We start from the raw sequence: 23165 nt of genomic DNA on the forward strand, positions 1-23165 counted from the left end.
ACAATCAGTCTTGCGCGCGAGGAACAAATGCGTCGCGGGCGGATCGATCAGACGAATCAATCGACAGGAGAAAAGACGTGAGCTTGCCCGACGTGAAGGCCTTCGTATTCGATGTATTCGGCACCGTGGTGGACTGGCGCGGCGGCGTTGCGCGCGAGGCCGCGCCGTTCCTGCAGCGCCATGGCGCGGCGGGCGCGCAGCCCGAAGCCTTCGCCGATGCATGGCGCAGCCGCTACGTCCCGGCGATGCGCAAGGTTATCAGCGGCGAGCGGCCTTTCGTGAGGCTCGATGTATTGCATCGCGAGAATCTGGTGGACCTGCTGCCGGAGTTCGGCGTCGACCCGAAAAATGTTCCCGCCGAGGCGCTCGACGAACTGAATCTCGCGTGGCATCGCCTCGATCCGTGGCCGGATTCGGTTTCGGGTTTGCTGCGGCTCAAGGCGCGCCATATCATCGCGCCGCTTTCGAACGGCAATATCCGCTTGATGGTGGATATGGCGAAGCGCGCGGGCCTGCCTTGGGATGCGATTCTCGGCGCGGAGATCGCGCAGATTTACAAGCCCGATCCTCAGGCTTATCTGCGCACCGCCGAAGTGCTGATGCTCGCGCCGGACGAAGTGTGTCTCGTCGCCGCGCATAACGACGATCTCGCCGCGGCGAGAAAATGCGGGTTGCGCACCGCGTTCGTCGCGCGTCCGTATGAGCGCGGTCCCGGTCAGACGGTCGATCTGAAAGCCGAACGCGATTGGGATGTCATCGCGAACGACATGAACGAACTGGCCGATGCGGTGGGCGCCTGAGCGCCGCTGACATCGGCCGGTATCGAGCTTTAAGCGACGCCTTCGACGACGCGGAAATCGCGCACCACGGAATCGCCGAGCACTTCCAGTGCGTGCTGATACGTCGCGCTGTTATAAGCGGCGATGGCCGCATCGAGCGAATCGAATTCGATAACCACCGTGCGCTCGGCGACGCCTTCGTCCTGCGTCATCGCCGCGACGCCGCGCACGAGAGGACGGCCGCCGCCTTCGGCGATGGCCTGCGTCGCAATCTTCGCGTATTCCGCGGCCTGCTCGGGCTTCATGATCTTCTTGTACACGCTGACCCAATATCCTTTCGCCATCTTTATCTCCAGTGTTTAACGGGCGACTCGCGCCATGAGGCGAACGCACCGCGTGCCTTGCGCCGTTGCGTTCGTTTCGGCGGCCAGCATAGCAAATTCTTTCGCCCGAAGGCCCGCGCGGCTCGCGCTGGCCATGCTTCGACGATTCTCCGCGTTTCAGTGAAAGGTGCTTTCTTGCGCTAGGGGTTAACCCGGGAACATGGGCGTCATAGACTGCTGTCACTGCTTCGAACGTCACTGTTGTTCGAAGCCGGGCACCTCATAACACTGGAGTTTCATCATGAAGTCGATCATCCGCGCAGCCCTCGTTGCAACCGCTCTCGTCATTCCCGTCGCGTCGTTTGCGCAAAGCCAGATCACGCGCGCTCAGGTGCGCGCCGAGCTCGCCGAATTGCAGAGCGTCGGATATCACGTGGGCGACGGCGATCAGACGCACTATCCGGAAGCGATTCAGGCAGCCGAAGCCAAACTCGCCGCACGCAATGGCGCGACTGCATATGGCGGCAACGCCAACGGCACGTCGCAATCGGGCGCTGCGCGCGTGTCGCAATCCGACTGGAACGCGATGTACTCGCGTTAAGCGCGATGGCTCGAAGCGGCCGCGCATGGCCGCTTCGGGCGAAGCAATCAATCCGCCGCGTACTTGCGGTCGAGTTCGTCGAAGAGCGGCTTGTTCACGAGCCGTTGACGTTCGGCGAAGGGAGCGACCACAGCCGGGTCTTCATCGAGCCGTCCTTGCGACTTCAATGCGCCGAGCGCCGTCTGCATGCCGCGCACGGCGCTTTGCAATGCCGCATTCGCATACAGCACGAGGCTGAAGCCGAGGCGTTCCAGATCCGCCCGATCGGTGACCGGCGTCTTGCCGCCGATCACGATGTTGATGAGCTGAGGCGCATCGAGCAGCTTGGGCAGCGATGCGATCTGCTCCGGCGTTTCTATCGCTTCGACAAAGAGAATGTCCGCGCCCGCATCGACGAATGCGCGCGCACGTTCGATTGCCGCATCGAAGCCTTCCACCGCGCACGCATCGGTCCGCGCGATGATCTGAAAGTTCTCGTCGTCGCGCGCATCCACCGCCGCACGAATCTTGCCCACCATTTCATCGGTCGAGATCACGGCCTTGCCCGCGAAATGGCCGCATTTTTTCGGCATCACCTGATCTTCGAGCTGGATCGCATCGGCGCCCGCGCGCTCGAGCGTGCGCACGGTATGACGCACGTTGAGCGCATTGCCGAAGCCCGTATCCGCATCGACGATGAGCGGCAGGTCCACCGCATCGCGGATGCGCGACGTATGCTCCGCGACTTCCGCGAGCCCGATGAAGCCGAGGTCCGGCATGCCGAGCGACATGTTCGTCACGCCCGCGCCGGTGATGTAGATCGCCTCGAAGCCGAGATCGGCGGCGACGCGCGCGCTCATCGCGTTGAAGGCGCCGGGCAGGAGCAGGGCGCGCCGCGCGTTGACCCGTTCGCGAAACGCGGCACGGCGGCGGGAGGAAGAAGTGGTCATGGCTTCGGTTCCGGAAAGGAAAGTTCGTGTTCGGCGGCAACGTGGGCGCCAGCGTCTGCAATGCTAACGCGCGCGGCGCTTTGGCGCTCGCGCAGGATGCACTTCATGTGCGTTTTGCTATGCTCGATGGATAGACGCGTCGCAAGATGCGGTCACAGACCATTCAGGAGACGCGCATGAGTGAACCGTTAAATGATCTGCCTCTGCCCGACGGCGTTCGTGCGCGCATGATCGACAACGGCAATGGTCTTTCGATGCATGTGCTCGAGGCCGGATTCGACGCGCCCGAGCGGCCCTGCATCGTGCTCTTGCACGGCTTTCCTGAACTCGCTTATAGCTGGCGCAAGATCATGAAACCGCTTGCGGATGCGGGCTTTTATGTGATCGCGCCGGACCAGCGAGGTTATGGACGCACGATCGGCGGCACTGCCTTGTTCGACACCGATCTCGACGAATTCACCTTTCCGAATCTCGTGCGCGATGTACTGGGTCTCGTGTCGGCGTTGGGTTATCGCAGGGTTGCATCGGTGGTCGGTCACGACTTCGGATCGCCCGTGGCCGCCTGGTGCGCATTGATTCGCCCGGATGTGTTCGCGTCCGTCGTGATGATGAGCGCGCCGTTCGCCGGGCCGCCCGCATTTGCGTTCAATACCGCGAAGGACGATGCGAGGCTCGCGCGCGTGGAAACCGCTTCTTCGGTCATGATGGAGGCGGTGAGCGCGCTCGCATCGCTCGTTCCGCCGCGCAAGCACTATCAATGGTATTACTCGGGCGCGCAGGCCAATGACGATATGTGGCATGCGCCGCAAGGACTCGCCGCGTTTCTGCGCGCGTATTACCACGTGAAGAGCGCGGACTGGGCAGGGAATCATCCGCATCCGCTGGCATCGGTCACGGCGGAAGAACTCGCGATGCTGCCGACGTACTACGTGATGAACGCGGATGCGACGATGCCAGAGACCGTCGCCGAGCACATGCCGGGCGCCGATGAAGTCGCGGCATGCGCGTGGCTGCCCGATCATGAATTGAACATCTATGCGAGCGAGTATGCGCGCACGGGTTTTCAGGGTGGATTGAACTGGTATCGCTGCGGCACGGACGCGCGTCATGCGGCTGCGTTGCGAATGTGGTCGGGGCGCACGATCGACGTGCCCTCGTGCTTTATCGCGGGCGCGAGCGATTGGGGCTATTACCAGCGCCCGGGCGATCTGGAAGCCATGCGCGTCCTGGCCTGCACGGATTTTCGCGCGACGCATCTTATCGAAGGGGCGGGGCATTGGGTGCAGCAGGAGCAGCCGAGGACAGTGGCCAGCCGGATTCTGCGCTTTCTGAGGCAGGACGCGCCTGCTATTTAGAGAGCGCATTCGCGGAAACATTAACCGATCCGGGCAGATTCGAACATTAACGAAATTGTATCTGTCCGTGTATCAGGTTTCTTCTTGTAAGAGTCGCCGCTTTCCGGCGGATTCGAAGGAACTTTGGCGAAAACGCGTTTGTCCACGGGCCTCGCGGCCTTTGAAGGTCGACATGAACCGCGAGGAGAGCATCGATGGAGAAAGGACGTGTTGCCGCGCTCGACGCAGGGCGGGCGCTAGCGATCGTCGGGGTAGTCGCAGTACACCTGTCGTTCCAGTTTCCCAATCTGCCCGGCGCCGTGACGCTCGTCGCGCGCATGGGCCAATACGGCGTGCAGCTGTTTTTCGTGATCAGCGCAATCACGATCTTCATGACGCTCGAGATGGATCACGCGCGCTGCGCCGATGCGCGTCATGTCACGCTGCGTTTCTATATCAAGCGCTTCTTTCGCATCGCGCCGATGTATTACGCGGCGATCGCGGTCTATGGTCTCATCAGTTATGGCGCGACGCGCTCGGGCATCGAGCGCGCGTGGATTCTCGGCGCGCATGGCCCCATGGATGTGCTGCTCAACATGGTGTTCCTGCACGCGCTATCGCCGACGGCCATCAATAACGTCGTGCCGGGCGGATGGTCGATCGGCGTCGAAATGCTGTTCTATATGATTGCGCCGATGCTGTTTTTTCTGGCGATGAATCGCGCGCGGCTGTTGCTGGCTACGGTGCTGCTGCTTGGCTTGTCATTGGCCGCGATGTCGATGAGCGATTGCAACGGCACGCTCGACTGCAATGTCGCCAATAACACGTTCAGCTACTTCTGGCCGCCCGTGCAAGGGCCTTGCTTCATCGTCGGCATGTGGGCGTGGTATGCGTTCCGCTCGCATTTGCTCGGTGCTTCCGACGTGACGAAGCGCGTGACGTGGCTTTATTTTTCGCTTGCACTGGGCTTTGGATTGTTGACAGCCGCGCTCGGCGTATGGCTCGACAAGGCGCACGCGCTCGCACCCGTGTTCGCCGCGTGCAGCGCGGTGGCATTTCTCTTGTTCGTGTGTGCGCGTCACACCCGCAAACATCGCAATGCGACGCATGACGTGCCGCGCGCGACGGTCGTCCGGCGTTGCGCCGCCGCGCTCGGCCGCGAAAGTTATGGCATCTATCTCTGGCACTTCATCTGTGTCTATATGACGTTTCATTTCTTCGATCGTACATTCGGAGAGAAGAACGGAGAGAGTTCGCTCGCGCTGTTTGGCGCGACGCTGATTGCGGTGCTCGGCGTCTCTTATGCACTTTCGCGCGTGTCCGACCGGCTGATTCAAGGGCGTGCGACGCGTTTGTCGCGACGCCTGCTTGCATCGGTCGATCGGCGGTTTCATCTGACGCGCGATGCGTAGCCTTGCTCCGGAAACAGATCAAAGCGCCGGCCCCGCCTGCGATAGAGCATGATGCTCGCCGCAAGCGTCAACAGTTCCGTGACGGCCACGGTCATCCAGATGCCGCGCGGCCCGAACCATTCGCTCAGAAGCCAGAGCATCGTCAATAGCAGGAGCCAGCTGCGCAGCAGGGCGACGATCATCGATGCGAGCGGCGCCTCGATCGCCGTCAGGTATCCGCTGATCGCGACATTGATCGCGGCGGGCACGAACGCGAGCGCACACCACGGCAAGGCATCGCGCAAAAGCGCTTGCGCCGAAGGACTGCCGGGCACAAAGAGCGCGCCGAGCGGTTGCGCGAGCGTGAGTATCGCGAATGCGGCCGCGAGTGCGAAGCCCGCCGTAACCGTGATGCCGATGGAAAACGCGCGCGACACGGCGTGCGCATTGCCCGCGCCACGCTGAAAGCTCACGATGGGTTGCATGCTCTGCACGAGCGCGACCATGGTGACGGACGCGATCATCGTCATGTATTCGACGACCGCGAACGCGACGAGGCCCGTGTCGCCGAGCCAGCGCAACACCGCGTGATTGAACGCGAAGAGCGTGACGCTCGGCGCGATCTCACCGAGAAACTCGGACACGCCGTTATACGCCATGCGCCACGCATGATCGAGCCGCGCGAAGGCACGCGCAACGGGACGAACGTGTTGCGCCTTGACGAAGTGATAAGCCAGCATCGGAATGCAAGCGAGCGCCTGACTGATGCCCGATGCGAGCGCGGCGCCGCGCATGCCCCATTGCAGGTGACTCACCATCCACCATGTCAGCGCGACATCGGCAATGCCGCCCGCGATCAGACATGCGAGGCCGAACTTTGCCGCGCCTTCGATGCGCAAGAAAAGCTCGAGCGCATAGCACGCGGTCGGGAACAACACGAATGGCGCATAGGCATGCAGGAAGTCTCTGGCGAGGCGCGCGAGTTCGCCACGCGCGCCGGTCCATTGAACGAAGGTATCGGCGTGGAAATGAATCGCCAGCGCGAATGCGATGCCGCAAAAACCGAGCAGCCACAGCGCCTGCGTGAACGCATCGGCGGCATCGCGTTCGCGCCGTTCGCCGAGCAGGCGCGAAACGAGTGTCGATCCGCCCACGCCGATCATCACGCTGAACGCATACGGCAAATAAAGCAAAGGGACGAGCAGGTTCAATGCGGCAAGCGCATCGGCGCCGACATAGCGTCCGATGAATATGCCGCTGATGACGGAATGCATGCAGTACACCCATGCGGCGAGCACGGTGGGCACTGCGTAGTTCGAGTACTGACGAACGAGAGAGACGTTGCTGAACGAAACCATGACTGATAACCCGACGTTACTCGCTGGCACGCCAACACGCGCACGCGAATGGATTCGACGGGCGATGCAAGGTTATGGCATGGCGCAAAAGCGCGATATGAGCGCGCCGAAGCGATTCAGGCGGGCCGCATATGAATGAAACGAGACTGCATAGCGCGCGATCTGGCGGCGCGAGAAAACGCCAGCGGGCTACGAGAGGAATGCATGACGTGGCGAACGGCGCAACATGCGCGAATGCCGCTTCAGGCTTTCACGATGCATCGATTGCGATGCGGTGGTTGGAGTGACGAGCGCGACCAAAGGTTCCTTCAAGCGCTCTTAAGCGAATCATGATTCACGCACGAAATCATGAAACGCTAACCGCCCGATGCCTCCAATGGCCGGTCTGTTTTGGCTCGCAAGCCATACGCCGTCAGCATCCGATACAACGTGACGCGAGAGATGCCCAATTCATCGGCCGCTTCGCCGAGCCGTCCGCGATGCCGCAGAAGCGCTACTTCGATCGCCTGCCGCTCGGCCGCCTCGCGTGCCTGCGCGAGCGACATCGGCGCGGCTTCCGCATATTCGCCGAGTTCGAGATCGCTCGCGAGAATCTGCCGTCCTTCCGACATGACGATCGCGCGGCGCACGCGATTGATCAGTTCGCGCACGTTGCCGGGCCAGCCATAGTTATGCAGCGCGGCAATCGCGCAAGGCGCGAAGCCGCGAAGCCTGCGGCTTGCATCCTTTCTGAAGCGCTCGAGCATATGATTCGCGAGCAGTTCGATATCCTTGCCGCGCACACGCAGGGGCGGCTCGTCGATCTGCAATACGCACAGGCGATGGTACAAGTCCGCGCGAAAGCGTCCTTCAAGCATGGCGGTTTGCATATTGACGTGCGTCGCGGAGATGATGCGCACATCGACGGAAGTCGAGCCTTGTCCGCCGAGACGCTCGATCTTGCGCTCCTGAAGGAAGCGCAACAGGCTCGCCTGGCTTTCGAGCGGCAAGTCGCCGATTTCATCGAGAAAGAGCGTGCCGCCGTCGGCGGCTTCCACGCGGCCTATCTTGCGTTGATTCGCGCCCGTGAACGCGCCGCGCTCATAGCCGAAGAGTTCCGATTGCAGGAGATGCGCGGGAATCGCGCCGCAGTTGATTGCGACGAACGGTTGTTCGCGCCGCACCGAACGCTCGTGAATCGCAACGGCCGTGAGTTCCTTGCCGGTGCCCGATTCGCCGGAGATGAACACGGGCGCATCGGTCATCGCGACTTTGCGGATCGAGCGATACAGGGCCTGCATCGCGTCGCACGAGCCGACCATGCCGCCTTCCTTGCAATCGTCCTTGCGCGGATCGTTGCTGGCGGCGTCGCGAAGCGAAACCATGCCATACGCATGTCCTACCGCATCGACGATACGGTCCGCGGACGAGGGGACCGTCACGTAGTCGAAACAGAAATCGCGGATCAGACGGCAGATATCCGGGCTATCGACGTGTTCCGCATCGACTGTTGCAACCCAGCCGATCTGAAAAGTCGCGAGTAGCTCGGTGAGCGTGGCCGCATCCTTCGCGAAGCCGCGGCTCGTCAGATCGACGATGCCCGCGGCGGCACGCTTGCCGTGCCTCGCTGATTTGAGCGGCTTCGCCGGATCGATGCGCTCGATTGTCCAGCCGCGAGCATGCAGCCGCTCGGACAGATCTTCCGAGACCGCGCGCCCGGCGAAGTAGAGCGTTCTGGTTTCCCCGTACATGGCTTTTTTCCCGCTTCTTGTGTGTCGAACAAAGTATGCGCCCGGAAATGGCTAGGTAAGAAGCCTCGCAAACGATAAGCCGATTTTGAATGTTTACATTGATCTGCTGATTCCGATTAAGAACGCCAGAGAACTTTTTGCGGGACGTTCGTGCAGAAAATTGCTGAACGCACGTGCTTTATGCACAATCAGCCTTGCAACGTATAGGCTTGTGCAATCTTTCCGCGTCGGAAGGAGTTACTTATTCGGTTATGGATATGACTTGCGCATAACGTATCTACAGATTCAAAATTGGCAAGCGGTGAAATATCAGATAATTAATACCTTCATCCATTTTGAGTTTGCGACGCGCGCATCGCGCGCGTACAGTTCGTGAATGCTTATCGTATGATGAATACCCGTTCGAACATGGATAAAGCACAGAGCTCCACTTCAACGTATCAGCCGCGCTTGCTCCTCGTCGACGACGACCCGGCGATGATCCGCATCATCGGCGAGATGCTCGCGGAATTCCCCAATCAGCGCTTTGCCACCACCGGCGAGGCCGCGCTCGCGTTGGCGCGCGAAGCGACGCCGGATCTCATCCTGCTCGATGCCAATCTGCCCAACATGACGGGCTTCGATGTCTGCGAGATCCTCAAGCGCGACGCGAAGCTCGCACGCGTGCCGGTGATATTCGTCACGAGTCACGACGCGCCCGCGCTCGAAGTCGATGCGTTCCGCATGGGCGCGGCCGATTACGTGATCAAGCCGCTCGTGGCGTCGCGTTTGCAGGCGCGCGTGCGTGCGCAGCTTCGCTTCAGGCAACGCGTGATGCACGCTCACGCGGGCACGCGCGAACAAGACGCGCGGCCGGCAATATCGAATGCTTCGGACGTGCGCGTCCTCGGCATCCTCGCGGGCGAGACCGGGCAAGCGCACCGTCAGGCGCTCGAAGCCATTGGCGAACTGGACATGGTGACGGACTGCGAAGCCGCGCTGCGCCTTGCACCGGACGACGAGCCGGACGCGATCGTGCTCGATGCGGCTTGCTGCAACGAGTCTTGCGCCGCCGTGCACGCATTGCTCGCGCGTCATCCGGATGTGCCCGTCGTCGTGCTTGCCGATCGAAGCGACATCGAAACCGAACAATGCATGCTCGACGCGGGCGCGGCGGATGTCATCGCGAAGCCGGCTCGCCCCGCCGTGTTGCAGGCGCGCGTGCGTGGCGCGCTCGCTTCGGCGCGCATGGCGCGGGAAGAGTTGCGCGCGTTGCTGGAATCGCAGGGCGGTGCGAGCGTTCATCCGTTTCCGGTGTACGTTCGCGATGCCCGTCGCGGTTAAGCTGCCGCTTCCACTGCTCTCAGGCCCGCTCCAGCATGTCGCGCGCGAGCTTTGATGCGTCCGCGAAGTCGAGCGCACGCACGCGCACGAGGAATTGCTCGAAGTTCTCGCGATAGTCGTTCGGCGCATGCGGCGACAGGCTTTCGGATAGCGCGATCGCTTGCAGATTCGACGATTCCAGCAATTGGACGATCGCGCAAAGACGCGCGCGCCAGTCTTCGTCATCGAGAGGCGATGCGTTCGTTCGCGGCTTCGCAGCCGATTGCGGTGGCCCGAATTCATCGACGAGTTGGGCGACGCTCGACATAAGCAAACGCTGCATGCGCGGCAGCTTCGCGCGCGCCGCTTCGAGCACGTTAGCGTCATGCTCGAGCGTGCTCGACGTTTTCGCGAGCGCCGCCGCGCCGACCGTCCCCGCGCTGCCCTTGATGGCATGCAGCACCGATGCCGCGCCTTGCGCGTCGTGCGCAGCGAGTGCTGCTGCAAGCCGCGCCAGTTGCTTGTCAGTCTGCGCGCCGAAACCGTCGACGGCTTTGCGGATCAGATCGAGATTGCCCCCGAAGCGCGCGACGATCGAATCGCGCGGCTCGATGACGCATTCGGCGTCTTCACCCGGCGCGTCGGCGTTCCGCGTCTCCGTCGCTATCGGCTCGTGTCCCGTTTGCGCGCGCAGTACCGTAACGAGCCGCTCGACGTCGATCGGCTTGCCGACATGATCGTTCATGCCGGCCTGCAAACACACTTCGCGGTCCGCGCCCGATGCATTGGCCGTCATCGCGACGATGGGCAGCGCGGCGAAGCGGCTATCCGCGCGAATCAGGCGCGTCGCTTCGAGGCCATCGAGATCGGGCATCTGCACGTCCATCAGCACGGCGTCGAAAGGCGCTCTGGCGGCCAAGACCCGGTCGACACCCTCGCGTCCGCTTTCCGCGAGCGTGACGGCCGCGCCTTCCGCAAGCAACAGGCCTTCGGCGACCTGACGGTTGAGCGCGTTGTCCTCCACGACGAGCAATGACATTCCCGCGAGACGGCGTGCTTTCGTCTCAGGCTGCTGCGTCTGAAGAGGCGCCGGCTCGATGTGGCCGGGCAGCGCCGCACGGATCGCGGCAACGAGCTGTCCGGGCGTCACGGGCTTCGTCAAAAAGCCCGCGAAGGGCGCCGCGCCGTTCTCCTGCGATTCCCGCAACACTTCGCGTCCGAACGCAGTGACGAGCAGCACGAGAGGCGGCGCTGCGCGGCCCTTCATCGTGCTGATACGTTTCGCGGCGTCGAGGCCGTCTAGGCCGGGCATGCGCCAGTCGAGCAGGGCCACGTCATAAGGCGCGCCGTTGCGCGCCGCATCGCCGATGCGCTCGATCGCTTCGACACCGCTCGTCACGAGATCCGCATGCCAGCCGAGCGAGCGCACCGTGCGCGAAAGAATCTCGCCCGCGATCGCGTTGTCATCGGCGATGAGAATACGCGCGTCATGCTCGATGATCGGGCGTTCTTCATGCGCCGGCGCGCGAGCCGCATCCACACCGAGCCTGATATCGAACCAGAAGCGGCTGCCTTCGCCCACGCGGCTTTCGACTTCGAGCTGCCCGCCCATCATCGCGACGAGCCGCTTGCTGATCACGAGCCCGAGGCCGGAGCCGCCGTAGCGCCGCGACGTCGATGCTTCCGCCTGCGTGAAGCCCTCGAAGATGCGTTCGAGCTGTTCCCTGCTGATACCGATGCCGCTGTCGCTCACCGCGATGCGCACGCACACCGCGTCATCCGTTGCATTGCCCGGCGTATCCAGCCGATGCACGCTCACGACGATCTGCCCCGCCGATGTGAACTTGAGCGCATTGCCCGCGAGATTGATCAGCACCTGCTGAAGGCGGAAGCCATCGCCGACGAGTACGGCGGGCAAGGATGGATCGAGATCGAACAGCACTTCGACGTCTTTCGCGCCCTGATTGCCCGAAAGCACGATGCCCAGTTCCCCCATCAGCTTTTCCGGCTCGAACGGATGACTGTCGAGTTGCAGCTTGCCGGCCTCGATCTTCGAATAATCGAGGATGTCGTTGAGCAGGTTCAGGAGCGATTTTGCGGCGGTTTCGGCCTTGCTCACGTAGTCCTGCTGGCGGCTGTTGAGTGCGGTCAACTGCACGAGATGCAGCATGCCGAGCACCGCGTTCATCGGCGTGCGGATTTCATGGCTCATGTTCGCGAGGAACGACGACTTCGCGGCGCTTGCCGCGTCCGCCTGCTCCTTCGCATTGCGCAGATGAAATTCCAGCTCGTATTGATCGGTGATGTCGTAGTTCACGCCGGTCATCACGACGGGCGTGCCGTGCGCGTTGCGCTGCGTGCGCTGGCCGCTCTGTATGTGCCGCGTCGTGCCGTCCGGCAGGACGATGCGAAACGGCGGCAATTCCGCGGATTCGCCCGCGGCCGCGGCCCGCAGGCCCGCCATGATCGCGTCGTGGTCGTCGCGATGGATGCGCAGGCGCCAGTGCTCGAAATGCAGGCCGTTATCCAGCAGCGCGGGCGGGTACTGGTAGATCTCGAACATGCGCGCGTTCCAGTGCAGCTTGCCCGTGGCGAGATCCCACGACCAGATGCCCAGCTCGGCGATGTCCGCGGCGACCAGCAACTGATCGCGCGCATGGGCAAGCTCGCTGCGTTCCTTTCTCTGCCGCGAGATGTCCGTAATTACCGATACAAAATGCAAAGCGCCATCCAGCCGCATCGCGCCTGTCGAGACGTACGCCGGGAACGAGGTGCCGTCCTTGCGCTGCCCCGCGAGTTCGCAGTCGGCCGTGGTTACGCCGCTCTGCCACTTAAATTGCATTATGTATTCGTTATACGCATCAAGATGGGGCGGCGGCACCAGCATCCGGATGTTCTGTCCGATGACCTCGCTCGCCTTGTAGCCGAATACTTTCTCGCCTGCCGAATTGAACGAACGTACGGCGCCGCGCTCGTCCACGGTGATGATCGGGCTGATGGCCGTGTCGAGCACGGTCTGCGTCGTCGCGAGGCTGCGCTCGAGTTCCTGCTCGATTCTCGTACGCGCGGTGACCTGGCGCACGAGCCTCGAGCCGAACATCGCCAGGACGAACGCGAGCACGGCCGTCAAGCAGGCGTGCCAGAGCGTGTCGCGCCACCACGGCCCGAGGATCTCGTCGCGCGCGAGCGCCGCCGCGACGAAGAGCGGATAGTCCTGCAATTCACGCAGGCTGTTGAGGCGCGTAATGTGGTCCTGCGACGAGCTCGTCGTGAAGACGCCCGAGCCGCCCTGTTCGAGATGCGCGCGAAAGAGCGTCGTGTCGATCACGTTCTTGCCGACGAAACGGTCCTCGAACGGGCGGCGCACGACCATCACGCCCGAGTTCAGCACGAGCACCGCGGCGCCCGATTGCCCGAGATCGAGGCTGTCGTAGAAGCGCGAGAAGAAGTCGATGTCGATGGTCGCGAGCGCGACGCCCGCAAAGCTGCCGTCGGGCGCATCGATGCGGCGCGATATCGGCACGATCCATTTTCCCGTCGAGCGGCTGCGCACCGGCGGGCCGATGTGCGAGCCCTGATCGGTGTGCGTGCGGTGATAGTCGAAGTACTCGCGGTCGGAGTTATTGAAGCGCGATTCGAGTTGCGGCTGCGAATTGACGAGCCAGGCGCCGGTTTTGTCGTAGATGAAGAGTCCGTTCAACTGCGGCAATTGCCCGACGCGCGAAACGAGCGAGCGATGAATGCGCGCGAGCGACTCCGGCGACGTGCCGTCTTCCTCGACGCGCTCCACCATGCCGATGAGCGTCGTGTCGGCTTCCTTGAACGTATCGTTCGCATGCTGCGCCATCGCGCGCGCGAGATTCGACGTCGCCGTCGTCATTTCGTCGATCTGCACGCGGCGCGCGGCGGTGCTGCGCCATACGTCGGTGCCGATCAGGAGCACGCAGACGACGACGATGAACACCGTCATCCTGAATGTGAGCGAGTGGCGACTGAGCACGCCGTGGTCTCCCAATGAACGATTGCGGGGCGCCGGGCCGGCGCGAAGATCGAACGCTGCCGTATCTTATCGTGCCTTATCGTGCCGTCCGGACGTGGCCGTTTGCGCGGCTATCAGCCTTGTTTACGGCAAGGCTGCGTGAAAGCTTGATCTCCCGCGCCGGGAATATTTGCGGGGTTTTCGCGGTACCGGGAGCATGGATTCGCTTCGGCGCCGCCAGAACATGTGTTCGCGCACGGCAGTCTTTCAGAAGTGAAAGCGTTGGCTCGCGCCCGACATTCGTCTCGCCGGCGCGTGGCTGAATTCGTGCCGAAGCTTGCCGCATAAGGGTTTCGCGAAACTGGCACGAGGCCTGCATTGTATGCCGACACCCGCCGCCTCAGCGACTCCCCGATCCAACCACGCAGCACGATCGCTCAGCCGGCATTTCACCGAACGACCCGTTGATGCAAGTGGAGCGAATCATGTTGGGATACCTAATCAATATGACGAAGGACTTTCTGTTGCCGCACCTGATCTGCCGGACTCAACTGCTGCTGGATCGCGCGGAGCATGGCCGGCGCGATGCCTGGCTCGCATCGTCCGCTGATATCGGCGAGCTCGAGCGCCGCATGCGCTCTTGCGACATCGACGCCTGATCAGCAATGAAACGGGAACGCATGATGACGACTCTCATCGACGAACACGACGCCGCGCCGGTCATCGCACTGCATTGCTCGGGCGCGGGCGCGAATCAATGGCGCCAGCTCGGCGAAACGCTCGGCGCGCTCGGCGCGGACAAGATGCGCTATACGCTCATCGCGCCGGAGCATTACGGCTGCGATAGCGTCGGCCCGTGGAGCGGCGAGCACGCCTTCACACTCGCGGACGAAGCGGCACGCACGGTCGAGATCATCGACCGTCAGCGCGGCAAGGTGCATCTCGTCGGGCATTCGTATGGCGGCGGCGTTGCGTTGCGCGCGGCGCTGGAGCGGCCGCACGGCATCGCGAGCATCACGCTCTACGAGCCGTCGGCGTTTCATTTGCTGAAGCGCATGGGCGCGCGCGGCGCGGCGGAGTTCGCCGAGATTCTCGCGATCGCGGCGCGCACGGCCGAGGGCGTCGTCGCGGGCGACCTGCGCGGCGCGGCGAGTTCGTTCGTCGATTACTGGAGCGGGCGCGGTGCGTGGTCGGCGCTGCGGCCGTCCGTGCAGGCGATGCTGACGCGCTGGGTGCCGAAGGCGCCGCTCGATTTTCGCGCGCTGATTCACGAGCCCACGCCCGCGAGCGCGTACGCGAACCTGCGCATTCCCACGCTCGTGATGCGCGGTGAGCATGCGCCCGCGCCGACACGGCTGATCGCCGAGACGCTGCCCGATCTGATGCCCGGTGCGAAGCTGATCGTCGTTCCCGAAGCGGGCCACATGGGACCGCTCACGCATGCGCCGGCGGTGAATGCGGCGATCGCGCGACATATCGCGCAGTGCGAGGAGCGCGCCGCGAGTCTAGCCGAGTAGCCCGTCGCGCGACGGCGCACTCTCGCCCTGACGCTCGATGAGCCGCGCGCGAAACCAGAAGGTCCACGCGAGCAGTCCGCCGTAGATCACGTAGCTCACGACCGGCGATATGACGAGATAGCGCTCGACGGGCCACGTCCACGCGAACCAGAAGCGCAGCATGGTTTCGAGTGAAAGCCCGACGCCCCACACGAACGTCATGAGGCGCAAGGACGCGCGCAACATCGCGCTTTCGCTCCAGTACGCCTCGAAGCGCTCGGCGCCGCTTTCCTGCTCGCGCGTGACGGTTGCGCGCGCGAGATAGAAGATGAGCGGGCGCTCGAAGAAGAGCGAGACCAGAAATACGATGCCCGTCGCGCCCGCCGCGAGCGATTCGCGCACGAGCAGGATGCGCGGGCTGCCGCCCATCGCGAGCATGACGATCGACAGCGCGATGCCGAAGAGCACGAGCGCGGAGAGCGCATCGACGCGGCGCGAGCGCGCGAATTCGGCGATGCTCCACACGAGCGGCGGCGCGGCCGACGCATAGAGCGCGCCGACATCGCCCCAATACGGCAACGCAAGGCGATACGCGAGCCAGGGCAGCAGCAGGTTGGCGGCGAGTTCGAGCACGAGACCGGGCTTGATCTTTTTCATGGACTCAGGAATGTGCGCTATGTGCGCTTGGCCGTGAGCCAAGTATAAAAGATCGGATGTGGGCGAATGTACGCGCGCGAGCGGAATCTGGAGAGGGAAGGTTGCAGGCGCGACGAAACCGCCGCCCGATGCATCAGGCGGCGGCAGGAAAGCGCTGTATCGAAGACTACTTCTTCGGGGCGGCGGCCTTTCCGGCGTTCACGGCATTCGCGTTGGCGGCGGCGTTGCCCGTGTTGGGGTTATACGTCGAGTTGGCGTTGTAGCCCGGGTTGACCGTGTTCGCGGGCGGTGGGTTCGAATAAGCCGGCTGCACGGGCTTCGGCTGCAGCGTGTTATTGATGACGCCCATCTGCCCCATCTTCTTCGCGGCCTGACTGTCCGCGCTGGCTGCCGTGGCAAAGCACAGGCCGGCAGCGCCGGCGATCAGCGCAACTTGCATGGCGCGCCGCTGCGCGCGGTTGCGGTCTCTCTTCATGAGGGCCTCCCTGGCTCATGCGCGCCGCGCGGGTGCGCAGCGAACGCTTCCATTGTGTGCAAGGAAGGTGCCTGAATGTAAGAGGGTTTTGCCTGAGTGCATTTCGCTGCAAATTCGCGACCTTTTAACGCAGCGAAGTTTTGATATTCATCTAACAAATCGGTTCTTTCGCCCGGTAATATGTAGTTCGAAGCAATTGAATTTCGACCGACCGGAGGACCACGCCATGTTTCCCGAATACCGCGATCTCATCTCTCGCCTGAAAACCGAGGACGCACATTTCTCGCGCCTCTTCGAGCGCCACAACGCGCTGGACCATCAGATCCACAACATGGAGACGGGCGTCACGTCCGCGGATTCGTTCGTCATCGAATCGCTGAAAAAGGAGAAGCTTCTGCTGAAGGACAAAATGTACGCGGTCTTGAGAAGGGCCGGCGAAGCCGCCTGAAGCGCAGAGAAATCGCAGCAAGATCGAAGAGGAATGGATGAAGTCGATATCGCCAGATGAAACTGCCGAATCCAATGACGCCGATGTCGTGGCACGCGCAATGGCGGCCTGCATCGAACAGCAGGAGACAGGGCGCGCGGTGGAGGCCGCGCACGGCCTGCTGACGAACGGCATCGATGACGTATTCAGGCAATTCGCCGCGCAAGGCGCGGAAGGAACGGAATCGCTCGTCGATGCCGTCGAAACCCTGATCGGCGGCATGTCGCCGGATGAAATCGCGATGCTGCGCGCCCGGCTTTTCGACGGCGAAGCGGTGCTGCGAACGGCGGACGGCAAGCTCCATCCCGACGACGAGTTATCGCCTTCATGGCGCGAGGGCGGCTATCCGTATCGCAACCTGATGGCACGGCGCACGTACGAGAAGCAGAAGTATCGTCTTCAGGTCGAGTTGCTGAAGCTGCAGGCGTGGGTGCGGGAGACCGGCCAGCGCGTCGTGATTCTTTTCGAAGGGCGCGACGCGGCGGGCAAGGGCGGCGCCATCAAACGCTTCATGGAGCATCTGAATCCGCGCGGGGCGCGCGTGGTCGCGCTGGAAAAGCCGTCGGAACGCGAGCGTGGGCAATGGTACTTTCAGCGTTACGTGGAGCATTTGCCGACTGCGGGCGAGATCGTCCTTTTTGACCGCTCGTGGTACAACCGCGCGGGCGTCGAGCGCGTGATGGGCTTCTGCACGCCGCGCGAATACGATGAATTCATGCAGCAGGTGCCCTCGTTCGAGCGCCATCTGTCGCAAAGCGGCACGCACGTCATCAAGCTATGGTTTTCGGTGAGCCGCACCGAGCAGCGCCGCCGTTTCAAGGAGCGCGAAATTCATCCTCTCAAGCAGTGGAAGCTGAGCCCGGTCGATCTCGCATCGCTCGACAAGTGGGACGAGTACACCGAAGCGAAGGAAGCGATGTTCGCTCATACCGATAGCGCCGACACGCCCTGGACCGTCGTGCGCTCCGATTGCAAGAAACGCGCGCGCCTCAACGCGATGCGCTATGTGTTGCACAGGCTGCCGTATGCGAATCGCGATCACAAGGCGATCGGCGCGGTGGACCCGTTCATCGTCGGGCGGCCGTTTTAGCCTGCGTCCGCGCCGTCCATCAATGCGTGGGCGAGCAGGCGCGCGTGCGGTGTGAGCGCGTCGAAATCGCGCGCGCACAGATGCAGGCGGCGCGTCGCCCACGGCTCCGAAAGCGGCACGATGGCAAGCGCCGGCCTCTCCAGCATGCGAGCCGACGCCTCCGACAGGATCACGAGCCCGATGCCCGCCTCGACGAGCATGGCGACATTGTCGATGCTGCGCATGCGAATCCGATAGCTGATCTGCCTGCCGAGCCTGGACGCGCGCTCGGCCAGATGCATTTCGAGCGCGGCATCCGACAGCCCGACGAACGCTTCCCCGACGACTTCCGCGAACGCCACCGCGCTTTCCCCCGCAAGGCGATGGGCGCGGCTCGCCACCACCACCAGTTGATCCTGCGCGAGCAGATGCGTCTTCAGGCGGCCGAGGTCCGCGGTATCCGACACGACACCGAGATCGGCGCGCCCTTCGGCAATCGCCTGCACGATATCCACGCTCGGGCGCTCGTCGAGATCGATCGAAAGATCGGGGTGGGCTGCGAGAAACCGCGTGAGGCGCGGCGGCAGAAAGGCGGCGAGGGCCGCCGTGTTCGACATCAGTCTGATGCGGCCTTTGAGCCCGGTCGCGAACGAGCGCAACTCGCCGCGCATCTGCTCGACCTGGCCGAGTATTGCTCGCGCGTGTCGCACGAAGGCGTCGCCCGCGGCGGTCGCCTGCACGCCGCGCCGGTTGCGTTCGAGCAGCGGCGCGCCGAGCGCGGCTTCCATTCCCGCGATGCGCTCGCTCGCCGAAGCCAGGGCGAGATGCATCGCCTGCGCGCCCGCCGTGATGCTGCCGCGCTCGATCACGGTCAGGAAGAGCCGCATGTCGGTGAGGTCGAAACGCATCCGCATCCTTCGGTTTTGCCGAAGCCTCGCATTGGAAATGCCAGATTGTAAGCGGCGGGCGGCGTCGTTAGCATCTGTCGCATGCAACCCTTTCTTCTCGTTATCGGCGCGGGTTTTCTCGCGGGCGCGATGAACGCGCTGGCGGGCGGCGGCTCGTTCGTGAGCCTGCCCGCGATGATCGCCGTTGGCTTGCCACCGGTTCAGGCGAACGCTTCGAGCACCGTCGCGCTGTTTCCCGGCGGCGTCGTGAGCGCATGGGCCTATCGCGATGGGCTCGGTCCTGTCGGCTCGGTGTCCATCCGCAAGATGCTCGTCACGACGCTCATCGGCGGTTTCGTCGGCGCGGCGCTTTTGCTGTCCACTTCGTCGAAGACTTTTTCCTTCGTGCTGCCCTGGCTGCTGCTGTGCGCGAGCTTCACGCTCGCGTTCGGCCGCAAGCTCGGCGAGGCGCTGCGGCGGCGCTGGCATATCGGCGCGGCGGCGGTGCTGTCGATCCAGTTCGTGCTCGGCGTGTATGGCGGATATTTCGGCGGCGCGGTCGGCATCATGATGATGGCCGTATGGGGCCTGCTCGATGCGCGCGACCTGAAGAGCCTCAATGCGCCGCGCACGCTGCTCGTGAGCGCGGCCAACTCGGTCGCGGTGCTGACCTTCGCGGCGGCGCAGGCGGTGCGCTGGCCGGAGACCATCGCGATGCTGTTCGCGGCGATCGCGGGCGGCTATGGCGGCGCTCAGTTGGGCCGGCGCGCGCCGCCGCACTGGATACGCGCGGGCACCTTGCTGGTGAGCGCCGGCATCACGATCGCATTTTTCGTGAAGACTTACGGGCCGATAATGTCGCATCGATGATGCACACGCGAAGCACATGAACGCGCACGCCGACGTTCGGAGAGACCATCATGATTCCCGCCTTGCTCGAGACCATCGGTGCGCTGTCCTTGCTGCTGAGCGTCGCGGCGAAGATTGCCTTGCTGCGCGATGACGGCCTGGACGATGAGCCCGGGCCTTCGCAAGTCCGGCATGCGTGCGCCGCGTGTTTCCGGCGCAATGCGCGATGCGACGCGCTTCGCGGCGGCCGCGAGCGCTCGCCGCTCAGCGCGCGTTGCGCTCGAGCGGTGGCAGGCCGAGCGGCTTTCGCGCGGACTCGTAGGCACGGATGAAACGCGGATCGTCGTCGAGTTCGCGCGCCATCCACTTCGACAGATCCGCACCGCACGCCGGTTCGGCGATATCGCGGAAGCACGGCGAGTTCGCGGACATCATGGTCGCCGCCCAGTAGAAACTGAAGAGCGCCTGCTTCTCGGCGGGCTCCATGGAGATGGCGAGCGGGTCGGCGCCGGAGAACCAGCGGTCGAGCTTCGTCGAAAGGGACGCTTCGGTTTCGTGGCTATCGTAGGAGAAGACATAGCCGCCGCCCGCCTGGGCCGTGTGGAAGTCGTTCATCACGACGTCGGCGACGAAGCGCGCAGCTTTCGCATTGGAGGAAAACGTTTGCGCGTGCGCGTCCCATGTGAGGAACCAAAGCGCGACGAGCAATAAGTTTGTTTTATGCCGCATGCGTGCACGGCATTTTTTCCGATCGCTTGACGAGTTCACACGAATAAGAGGAAATAATTTCGCGCTGTCGCGAACCGGTATAACCTTGAATATTAAACAGATGCTGATAATTTATTAACTGCGGGTACGTCGCGGACGATCTTCGCGCCGGAGAATCGCTCATCGCACAGAGGAATCATTTGTTCGAAGTTCCGGCCTCACCAATGCAAAACGGCCCATGCGGGCCGTTTCGTGCCATAGGGCGAGGACGCTTGACTTACAGCGGCTGGATCGTCGAAGCCTGCTTGCCCTTGGGGCCTTGCTTGACTTCGAAGCTCACCTTCTGGTTCTCCTGGAGCGACTTGAAACCCTTTGACTGGATCTCGGAGAAATGTGCAAACAAGTCTTCGCCGCCGTCATCCGGCGTGATGAAACCAAAACCCTTCGCATCGTTGAACCACTTCACGGTACCTGTTGCCATTTTTTCCAAACCCTTTGAGACGAATTTCGTTGAAGTTTGCGCTTCGAATTTTTCGAGCGACACAGAGTTTTACCATGCCAGAACGCCGAGTTCAAATAAGCGTTTTTGCTAAGAGACGCGACATATGTGCGTCATACTACGTCCCGCGCCCGCCGTTCGGGTTGAAATCTTTTTTATCGGACAATATTTGCCCGCGCCTTTGATTATCCTCGACAATTCGGTCCGGCAAACGACAAAGGGCACGCTTCCATGGCACACACGCTTCCCAACGCCGCGCAACGCGTCACGTCCGGCACCCTTCGGCTCGATGCGCCCGAAATTCTGCAGGCGCGTCGCGAGCTCGCGGCCTGCTTCCGGCTGGCGGCGTTGCATGGCTATGAAGAGGGCGTCTGCAATCACTTTTCGGCGATGGTGCCCGGCCGCGACGATCTGTTCTTCGTGAACCCATACGGCTATGCGTTCAGCGAGATCACGGCGTCGCGTCTTCTGATATGCGACTTCGAGGGCAATGTCATCGAAGGCGAGGGCGCGCCCGAAGCGACCGCGTTCTTTATCCATGCGCGCGTGCATAAGCTGCTGCCGCGCGTGAAGGCGGCATTTCATACGCATATGCCGAACGCGACGGCGCTGTGCCTGCTAGAAGGGCCGCCGCTCGTGTGGGCGGGGCAGACCGCATTGAAGTTCTACGGCCGCACGGCCGTGGACGAGGAATACAACGGCCTGGCCCTCGACAATGCCGAAGGCGACCGCATCGCCCGCGCGATGGGCGACGCCGATCTCCTCTTCCTCAAGAATCACGGCGTGATGGTTGCAGGTGCAACTATCGCTGAGGCGTGGGACGATCTCTACTATCTCGAGCGCGCGGCGGAGGTGCAACTGCGCGCGATGAGCGCGAACCGGCCGCTCAAGCCGGTGCCGCACGAGGTCGCGCAGCGCACCTACGAGCAGATGCGCGCGGGCGATGCCGAGAGTGCGCGGGCGCATCTCGCGAGCGGGATGCGGCAGTTGCGCGCGAGAAGCATCGACTTCGAAGCGTGATTACTTGCGCGTGCCAAAGCGCCTGAACCATCCCCGCTTGCCCATATCCGCCTGCTGCAGAAACACGGCGATCACGATGATCAGGCCTTTGAGCACGAGTTGCGTATTGCTGTCGATATCATTGAGCAGCAGGATATTGCTCAAGAAGCCGAAAATCAGCACGCCCGCCACCGTGCCCGACACGCGTCCGACGCCGCCCGCAAGACTCGTCCCGCCAATCACCACGGCGGCGATCGCATCGAGTTCCCAGCCCATGCCGGCATCGGCCTTGCCCTGCCGATACTGCGCCGCGTAAAGCAGGCCGACGAGCGCCGACAGCAGCCCCGAGATCGCATACGCGGCCATCTTGTGACGCGCGACATCGAGGCCCGACACCACCGCGCATTTTTCATTGCCGCCGATCGCATAGAGATACTTGCCGAACACGGTGCGATTCATCACGACGCTCACCACGATGGCAATCACCAGAAAGAAGAGGGCGGGCACCGGCACCACGTTGAAGAGCAGCGCGCGCAGCGCCTCGATATCGGTCGTCGCATTGGTGCCGCTATAGATGGAATACACGGCCGTGTCCTGGCCCGCGATCAGGCGCGCGGCGCCGAGCACGCCGACCATCGCGGCGAGCGTCACGATGAAGGGCTGCATGCGTCCGCGCGTGATGATCCAGCCGTTGAGCGCGCCGAGCGTGAAGCCCGCGAGCGGCACGATCCACATCACCGCGAGAAGCGGCATGCGATGCCCGCCGTGCAGCGCGATATACGCGCACGCCAACGCCGCGATGACCAGCGCGATGCCGGCTTCCATTGCGATGGGCGCGCGACTCGCGGCCCGCGCCGCATGCGTATCGCGGGCGCGCATGATGCCGCGCACGACGCCGAGCGCCGCGAATACGATCGCGAACACCGCGACCGCATCGAGCACGAGCGATGCGTACACCGCGCGATTCCAGCCGTCGGTGGTGAGCAGCATCGCGGTGAGCACGCTGCCGAGACCCATGATCGCGCCGACCGACAGATCGATGCCCGCCGTGATGATCACGAGCGTCATGCCGATGGAAATCACGCCGACATTGGCGACTTGCCGGAACACGTCGGAGATATTCGCGCTCGACAGGAAGATGTTGCCGCCGTCGGCCGCGTGCGGCGACGTGAGCGCGCCCACCACGAGCAGCACGATGAGCCCCAGGTAGTACTTCAGATACGTGAGGAACGTGCTCAGGTGGCGCTGGCGTGCGGTGGCCGTTGGCTCGGCGAGTTGGTCCTGCGCGTGGAGCATGATTTGCGTCTCCGTTC

The 23165-nt window shown here is 63.2% G+C and carries 22 protein-coding genes; 11 read left to right on the plus strand and 11 right to left on the minus strand.

All coding sequences use genetic code 11. The annotated features are described in order from the left end of the window. The first annotated feature begins 77 nt into the window (after positions 1-77). Complete coding sequence (locus AC1Z32_RS02815; protein WP_483477184.1) at positions 78-800, plus strand: haloacid dehalogenase type II; 723 nt, start codon at positions 78-80, stop codon at positions 798-800. Positions 801-829: 29 nt separating this feature from the next. On the opposite strand, the gene AC1Z32_RS02820 is transcribed toward AC1Z32_RS02815, so the two are convergent. Continuing rightward, a complete protein-coding gene (locus AC1Z32_RS02820; protein WP_483477185.1) occupies positions 830-1123 on the minus strand; it encodes a DUF1330 domain-containing protein in 294 nt (97 codons plus the stop codon). A gap of 280 nt (positions 1124-1403) precedes the next feature. On the opposite strand from AC1Z32_RS02820, the gene AC1Z32_RS02825 reads away from it, so the two are divergent. Continuing rightward, positions 1404-1703 carry a DUF4148 domain-containing protein gene (locus tag AC1Z32_RS02825; protein WP_483477186.1) on the plus strand — a complete coding sequence of 100 codons (300 nt, stop codon included), beginning with the start codon at positions 1404-1406 and terminating at the stop codon, positions 1701-1703. A gap of 47 nt (positions 1704-1750) precedes the next feature. Here AC1Z32_RS02825 and AC1Z32_RS02830 read toward each other — a convergent pair whose 3' ends face one another. Then, positions 1751-2632, minus strand: coding sequence for an isocitrate lyase/PEP mutase family protein (locus AC1Z32_RS02830; RefSeq protein ID WP_483477187.1), 882 nt, complete (start codon positions 2630-2632; stop codon positions 1751-1753). Between the two features lie 227 nt (positions 2633-2859). Between AC1Z32_RS02830 and AC1Z32_RS02835 the strand changes: the two genes are divergently transcribed. Both AC1Z32_RS02835 and AC1Z32_RS02840 read left to right on the plus strand, forming a co-directional pair. Continuing rightward, positions 2860-3987: an alpha/beta fold hydrolase gene (locus tag AC1Z32_RS02835; RefSeq protein ID WP_483478190.1), complete on the plus strand. Its 1128-nt coding sequence runs from the start codon at positions 2860-2862 to the stop codon at positions 3985-3987. 194 nt (positions 3988-4181) lie between these two features. Continuing rightward, the gene (locus AC1Z32_RS02840) at positions 4182-5378 is read left to right on the plus strand and encodes an acyltransferase family protein (protein ID WP_483477188.1); all 1197 of its coding nucleotides are present in this window, start codon (positions 4182-4184) and stop codon (positions 5376-5378) included. Here the strand turns inward: AC1Z32_RS02840 and AC1Z32_RS02845 are convergent. Beyond that, entirely contained in the window at positions 5357-6715 is a 1359-nt protein-coding gene (locus AC1Z32_RS02845) for an MATE family efflux transporter (protein ID WP_483477189.1), read from the minus strand. The genes AC1Z32_RS02840 and AC1Z32_RS02845 overlap by 22 nt on opposite strands. A 356-nt stretch (positions 6716-7071) precedes the next feature. After that, the gene (locus AC1Z32_RS02850; RefSeq protein ID WP_483477190.1) at positions 7072-8445 is read right to left on the minus strand and encodes a sigma-54 dependent transcriptional regulator; all 1374 of its coding nucleotides are present in this window, start codon (positions 8443-8445) and stop codon (positions 7072-7074) included. A 408-nt stretch (positions 8446-8853) separates the two neighbouring features. Here AC1Z32_RS02850 and AC1Z32_RS02855 point away from each other — a divergent pair, with 408 nt between their 5' ends. Continuing rightward, positions 8854-9768 carry a response regulator gene (locus AC1Z32_RS02855; RefSeq protein ID WP_483477191.1) on the plus strand — a complete coding sequence of 305 codons (915 nt, stop codon included), beginning with the start codon at positions 8854-8856 and terminating at the stop codon, positions 9766-9768. A gap of 19 nt (positions 9769-9787) precedes the next feature. Here the strand turns inward: AC1Z32_RS02855 and AC1Z32_RS02860 are convergent, their stop codons facing one another. Further along, positions 9788-13747 (minus strand): response regulator, encoded by a 3960-nt coding sequence (locus AC1Z32_RS02860; RefSeq protein WP_483477192.1) that lies wholly within the window; start codon positions 13745-13747, stop codon positions 9788-9790. Between the two features lie 464 nt (positions 13748-14211). On the opposite strand from AC1Z32_RS02860, the gene AC1Z32_RS02865 reads away from it, so the two are divergent. Both AC1Z32_RS02865 and AC1Z32_RS02870 read left to right on the plus strand, forming a co-directional pair. After that, positions 14212-14385: a DUF3563 family protein gene (locus AC1Z32_RS02865; protein WP_483477193.1), complete on the plus strand. Its 174-nt coding sequence runs from the start codon at positions 14212-14214 to the stop codon at positions 14383-14385. A gap of 24 nt (positions 14386-14409) precedes the next feature. Beyond that, complete coding sequence (locus AC1Z32_RS02870) at positions 14410-15243, plus strand: alpha/beta fold hydrolase (protein WP_483478191.1); 834 nt, start codon at positions 14410-14412, stop codon at positions 15241-15243. On the opposite strand, the gene AC1Z32_RS02875 is transcribed toward AC1Z32_RS02870, so the two are convergent. After that, on the minus strand, positions 15232-15879 hold the full coding sequence (locus AC1Z32_RS02875) for a VC0807 family protein (RefSeq protein ID WP_483477194.1): 648 nt from the start codon (positions 15877-15879) through the stop codon (positions 15232-15234). The two genes, AC1Z32_RS02870 and AC1Z32_RS02875, sit on opposite strands and share 12 nt — an antisense overlap. Before the next feature lie 166 nt (positions 15880-16045). After that, positions 16046-16354 carry a hypothetical protein gene (locus AC1Z32_RS02880; RefSeq protein ID WP_483477195.1) on the minus strand — a complete coding sequence of 103 codons (309 nt, stop codon included), beginning with the start codon at positions 16352-16354 and terminating at the stop codon, positions 16046-16048. A 226-nt stretch (positions 16355-16580) separates the two neighbouring features. Between AC1Z32_RS02880 and AC1Z32_RS02885 the strand changes: the two genes are divergently transcribed. After that, entirely contained in the window at positions 16581-16802 is a 222-nt protein-coding gene (locus AC1Z32_RS02885) for an HP1242/YdcH family protein (RefSeq protein ID WP_483477196.1), read from the plus strand. A 37-nt stretch (positions 16803-16839) separates the two neighbouring features. Further along, positions 16840-17931: a polyphosphate kinase 2 gene (gene ppk2 / locus AC1Z32_RS02890; protein ID WP_483477197.1), complete on the plus strand. Its 1092-nt coding sequence runs from the start codon at positions 16840-16842 to the stop codon at positions 17929-17931. Here ppk2 and AC1Z32_RS02895 read toward each other — a convergent pair. After that, on the minus strand, positions 17928-18818 hold the full coding sequence (locus AC1Z32_RS02895) for a LysR substrate-binding domain-containing protein (RefSeq protein WP_483477198.1): 891 nt from the start codon (positions 18816-18818) through the stop codon (positions 17928-17930). The genes ppk2 and AC1Z32_RS02895 overlap by 4 nt on opposite strands. A gap of 81 nt (positions 18819-18899) precedes the next feature. On the opposite strand from AC1Z32_RS02895, the gene AC1Z32_RS02900 reads away from it, so the two are divergent. Next, positions 18900-19667, plus strand: a complete 768-nt coding sequence (locus tag AC1Z32_RS02900) for a sulfite exporter TauE/SafE family protein (protein WP_483477199.1) — start codon at positions 18900-18902, stop codon at positions 19665-19667. A 243-nt stretch (positions 19668-19910) separates the two neighbouring features. On the opposite strand, the gene AC1Z32_RS02905 is transcribed toward AC1Z32_RS02900, so the two are convergent. Then, positions 19911-20375: a hypothetical protein gene (locus AC1Z32_RS02905; RefSeq protein ID WP_483477200.1), complete on the minus strand. Its 465-nt coding sequence runs from the start codon at positions 20373-20375 to the stop codon at positions 19911-19913. Between the two features lie 256 nt (positions 20376-20631). After that, positions 20632-20835, minus strand: a complete 204-nt coding sequence (locus tag AC1Z32_RS02910) for a cold-shock protein (protein WP_008347993.1) — start codon at positions 20833-20835, stop codon at positions 20632-20634. A gap of 249 nt (positions 20836-21084) precedes the next feature. On the opposite strand from AC1Z32_RS02910, the gene AC1Z32_RS02915 reads away from it, so the two are divergent. Next, positions 21085-21873, plus strand: a complete 789-nt coding sequence (locus AC1Z32_RS02915; RefSeq protein WP_483477201.1) for an aldolase — start codon at positions 21085-21087, stop codon at positions 21871-21873. Here AC1Z32_RS02915 and AC1Z32_RS02920 read toward each other — a convergent pair whose 3' ends face one another. Next, the gene (locus AC1Z32_RS02920; protein WP_483477202.1) at positions 21874-23148 is read right to left on the minus strand and encodes an ABC transporter permease; all 1275 of its coding nucleotides are present in this window, start codon (positions 23146-23148) and stop codon (positions 21874-21876) included. Positions 23149-23165 lie beyond the last annotated feature (17 nt).

The sequence above is a fragment of the Caballeronia sp. 11_S32 genome (assembly GCF_056930355.1).

Bases quoted from the DNA above. Each gene is read 5' to 3' on its own strand.
- AC1Z32_RS02820 (WP_483477185.1), bottom strand. From the start codon at position 1,123: ATGGCGAAAGGATATTGGGTCAGCGTGTACAAGAAGATCATGAAGCCC.
- AC1Z32_RS02825 (WP_483477186.1), top strand. From the start codon at position 1,404: ATGAAGTCGATCATCCGCGCAGCCCTCGTTGCAACCGCTCTCGTCATT.
- AC1Z32_RS02830 (WP_483477187.1), bottom strand. From the start codon at position 2,632: ATGACCACTTCTTCCTCCCGCCGCCGTGCCGCGTTTCGCGAACGGGTC.
- AC1Z32_RS02835 (WP_483478190.1), top strand. From the start codon at position 2,860: ATGATCGACAACGGCAATGGTCTTTCGATGCATGTGCTCGAGGCCGGA.
- AC1Z32_RS02840 (WP_483477188.1), top strand. From the start codon at position 4,182: ATGGAGAAAGGACGTGTTGCCGCGCTCGACGCAGGGCGGGCGCTAGCG.
- AC1Z32_RS02845 (WP_483477189.1), bottom strand. From the start codon at position 6,715: ATGGTTTCGTTCAGCAACGTCTCTCTCGTTCGTCAGTACTCGAACTAC.
- AC1Z32_RS02850 (WP_483477190.1), bottom strand. From the start codon at position 8,445: ATGTACGGGGAAACCAGAACGCTCTACTTCGCCGGGCGCGCGGTCTCG.
- AC1Z32_RS02855 (WP_483477191.1), top strand. From the start codon at position 8,854: ATGGATAAAGCACAGAGCTCCACTTCAACGTATCAGCCGCGCTTGCTC.
- AC1Z32_RS02865 (WP_483477193.1), top strand. From the start codon at position 14,212: ATGTTGGGATACCTAATCAATATGACGAAGGACTTTCTGTTGCCGCAC.
- AC1Z32_RS02870 (WP_483478191.1), top strand. From the start codon at position 14,410: ATGACGACTCTCATCGACGAACACGACGCCGCGCCGGTCATCGCACTG.
- AC1Z32_RS02875 (WP_483477194.1), bottom strand. From the start codon at position 15,879: ATGAAAAAGATCAAGCCCGGTCTCGTGCTCGAACTCGCCGCCAACCTG.
- AC1Z32_RS02880 (WP_483477195.1), bottom strand. From the start codon at position 16,354: ATGAAGAGAGACCGCAACCGCGCGCAGCGGCGCGCCATGCAAGTTGCG.
- AC1Z32_RS02885 (WP_483477196.1), top strand. From the start codon at position 16,581: ATGTTTCCCGAATACCGCGATCTCATCTCTCGCCTGAAAACCGAGGAC.
- ppk2 (WP_483477197.1), top strand. From the start codon at position 16,840: ATGAAGTCGATATCGCCAGATGAAACTGCCGAATCCAATGACGCCGAT.
- AC1Z32_RS02895 (WP_483477198.1), bottom strand. From the start codon at position 18,818: ATGCGTTTCGACCTCACCGACATGCGGCTCTTCCTGACCGTGATCGAG.
- AC1Z32_RS02900 (WP_483477199.1), top strand. From the start codon at position 18,900: ATGCAACCCTTTCTTCTCGTTATCGGCGCGGGTTTTCTCGCGGGCGCG.
- AC1Z32_RS02905 (WP_483477200.1), bottom strand. From the start codon at position 20,375: ATGCGGCATAAAACAAACTTATTGCTCGTCGCGCTTTGGTTCCTCACA.
- AC1Z32_RS02910 (WP_008347993.1), bottom strand. From the start codon at position 20,835: ATGGCAACAGGTACCGTGAAGTGGTTCAACGATGCGAAGGGTTTTGGT.
- AC1Z32_RS02915 (WP_483477201.1), top strand. From the start codon at position 21,085: ATGGCACACACGCTTCCCAACGCCGCGCAACGCGTCACGTCCGGCACC.
- AC1Z32_RS02920 (WP_483477202.1), bottom strand. From the start codon at position 23,148: ATGCTCCACGCGCAGGACCAACTCGCCGAGCCAACGGCCACCGCACGC.